The following is a 2853-nucleotide window of genomic DNA, read 5'->3' as shown; positions in this document are numbered from 1 at the left end:
TCCGCACTCCAGCAGACGTCGCTACCCACCTCGACAGGTACGGCAACCAGCCGCCAAGGAAGATCAAATCAGCGTGTTGATTCTCTGCGCGCCCTTACGACGTGGTGCGTGGTAATGATCGAGGCACTGCCGAGGCATGAAGTAGGCCGTGCGGCTTGAGTGTTGTTGTGATGCAATACCTGGGCCGCACGGCCTTGTCCAAGCGTATCTTCACCGGCCTCCAGCCGCGGCGGCTCGGCAAACTCGTCGTCGAGCTCGCCGGCGCCTGGATGGCAGCTGAGGAGTCCCGGCTCGCGGGGAAAGACCGAGGTGCTGCGGTCGGCGTCGCCGGAACTGGTACAGCAGGAGATCTGGGCCCACCTGCCCCTCCATCACTGTCTGAACCGGATCATCATGCGGTTGGCCGACGGCGAGGGTCTGGACCCCGACAGGATCTCGTTCGTCAAGGTCCTCAAGCACACACGACGCAGCGTCGTCCTCCAGGCAGGCCAATCAACCTGCCGTCTGCGTCAGTTCATGAAGCGGATGGCCACGAAAGTCGTGCGCAAGCTCGACAACGGTCTCCGGCGACTACGCGCAGCGGACCGCTACACCCGCCATCCGGTCTCGCAGTACATCGTGCGCAAGAAAGACCGGGTCAGGCGAGGCACACGACGGGTTCCGGAAAAGGTCATCACCCTGACGCCCGCGATACTTCAGTAGCTCAAGCAACGGCATTGGCCGTTGTCGACCAAGTAGCGCACCGCGTCGAGCATCTCGCGTGGCAAAACGCCTCCGGACGCCCGCCACGCGTGAGGAGCCAGGCCGACACCGGCATCGCGGCGCGGACCTCGGCCCACTCCGCATTTGTCATGTCACTCGGATAGCAGCCTTCCCGCCGTCCCGGAGCGATCGAACCGAACCGGTGCACGTAGCAGTCACACCCAGGGGTGACCGTGGTGGACGCAGGCACAGTGATACTGCTCAACTGATCAGGCAACGGGCTTCCTTGGTCGTGCTGGTGTCGTAACCGCGTCACTACCAAGGGGCCCGTACTCTCATGCCCGCGGCCGCACCCGAACCTTCATCCAGATGATCACCCACTGCCATTCGAACGAGATCCGGTTTGCCACAACGCACTGAGCCTATCCTCCTCGGTCTGGCGGTCCTGGCAGCCCGCAACCGAGTCAAACGCTGACAACAGCACACCCACCTCGCGGTCTGCAGTGCCGGAGCAGGGGCCCGGTGCCTCAGGCACCGGGCCCCTGCTCCGGCCTCGTGCAATCAGCCCGTTGGCTCGCCGGGCGGGTTCACGTCGCCGTAATAGCCCTCAGCGGTCGCCTTCACGGTCGTCCTCAAGACGCCCGCGCTGCTGGCGGACAGAGGTCAGAACCCGAGATCGCTCAGGCCGGGGTGGTCGTCGGGACGCCTACCCAGCGGCCAGTGGTACTTGCGGTCGGATTCGGCAATCGGGAGGTCGTTGATGCAGGCGAGACGGACCCTCATCAGGCCGTCCTCGCCGAAGTCCCAATTCTCGTTGCCGTACGAGCGGTACCACTGGCCGGAGTCGTCGTGGCATTCGTAGGCGAACCTCACCGCGATCCGGTTCTCTGTAAACGCCCACAACTCCTTGATGAGCCGGTATTCCAGCTCGCGGTGCCACTTGCGGGTCAGGAAGGCGACGATCTCTTCGCGTCCGTTGACAAACTCCGCGCGGTTGCGCCAGCGCGAATCCACCGTGTAGCCCAGCGATACCTTCTCAGGATCGCGTGAGTTCCAGGCGTCCTCTGCCAGCCGGACCTTCTCGATCGCCGTCTCCCGCGTGAACGGTGGCACGGGTGGACGTGTGGTCATGACTGTTCCTCCCGGATGATGGGATCTGCGAGCCGCCCATGAAAGGCATAGCGCGGGCCAGGCACCTGTAATCGGTCAGGCCGCCACCTCCTTTAAGGTTAGACGCGGTCTACCACATTGGCCTGGGAAGACACGTTGGTTCCCGATGCCGACTTCGTCGGCGGAATCGCCATACACACATGCGGATCCGGGAACTGCCGCACTACCAGCACCGAAGGCCCGCGCCAGCACTGCGAGGCGCCAGGAGACTCGCACTGGATCCTTGCGCGAAAGTAAGTGCGTTGTGGCAAAGGGAGTCCCTGTTCGATGAGCAGGGGCTTCCTCGTGTGCGGGGCATGAGGGTGGAGGGGTAGGGGCAGGCAGCGGACGGCTTGTTGTGGATCGAGGAGGGTGCGATGCCGTCGGTGCTGGGGTTGATGGAACAGTGTGAGGCGCGGGCGAGTCAGGAGCTGGAGTCCTGGACGGAGGTCCTGGAGCAGGCTCAGGCGGAAGTGGATGCCGCGCGGGAGCGAGTCGAGCGGGCCCGGGTGGGGCGTGAGGCATCGATCATCTGCCGGTGGCAGTAGCCCTCCGGACGGCCGCCCCGGCCCGCCAGCCATCCCGGCACCGGGAGCAGGTCCCGCACCAGTGCCCACTCGGCATCGCTCATGTCCGAGTCGTACCGGGGCCGGCGCTCCGGCCGGTCAGCCGTGTTCCCGAACCGATGGGCGAGACAGTCACACCCACGGGTGGACCGACTGGACCCGGCAACCACGACCACGCGACACTTCGACAACAGGGCCTCTTGCTTCTCGCTGGACTCGACAACCGTGAGCTACCAAGAGGCCCTTCCTTCATGCCCCGACCTCGGCCAACTCACCCGATCCAGGACCCTGTTCGAACCGGACCGAGCACACGAACGGATAGAGAACGGCCAGTTAGACACCACAATGATCACGAAGCCCGTGCCTGCTCTGCTATCCACCCCAACCGGTCACAACCCGACCAGCCGCACGCCCCCGGAACTTCCAAGCGCCCTGG

3 protein-coding genes are annotated in these 2853 nt (G+C 64.7%); 1 reads left to right on the top strand and 2 read right to left on the bottom strand.

The features are described 5' to 3' along the window. Positions 1–309 precede the first annotated feature (309 nt). Entirely contained in the window at positions 310–702 is a 393-nt protein-coding gene (locus ACZ5NH_RS45365; protein ID WP_468784332.1) for a hypothetical protein, read from the top strand. A gap of 663 nt (positions 703–1365) precedes the next feature. Here the strand turns inward: ACZ5NH_RS45365 and ACZ5NH_RS45360 are convergent. Both ACZ5NH_RS45360 and ACZ5NH_RS45355 read right to left on the bottom strand, forming a co-directional pair. Beyond that, complete coding sequence (locus tag ACZ5NH_RS45360) at positions 1366–1833, bottom strand: nuclear transport factor 2 family protein (RefSeq protein ID WP_468784330.1); 468 nt, start codon at positions 1831–1833, stop codon at positions 1366–1368. Between the two features lie 481 nt (positions 1834–2314). Further along, entirely contained in the window at positions 2315–2482 is a 168-nt protein-coding gene (locus ACZ5NH_RS45355) for a hypothetical protein (RefSeq protein ID WP_468784328.1), read from the bottom strand. Positions 2483–2853: the final 371 nt, after the last annotated feature.

The sequence above is a fragment of the Streptomyces sp. NPDC031426 genome (assembly GCF_055581585.1).
The sequence above is the reverse complement of the archived record's forward strand: the minus strand, read 5'-3'. Positions and strand labels throughout refer to the sequence as shown.

Excerpts from the sequence above, each read along its gene's own strand:
- ACZ5NH_RS45355 (WP_468784328.1), bottom strand. The coding sequence starts at position 2,482 with ATGAGCGATGCCGAGTGGGCACTGGTGCGGGACCTGCTCCCGGTGCCG.
- ACZ5NH_RS45360 (WP_468784330.1), bottom strand. The coding sequence starts at position 1,833 with ATGACCACACGTCCACCCGTGCCACCGTTCACGCGGGAGACGGCGATC.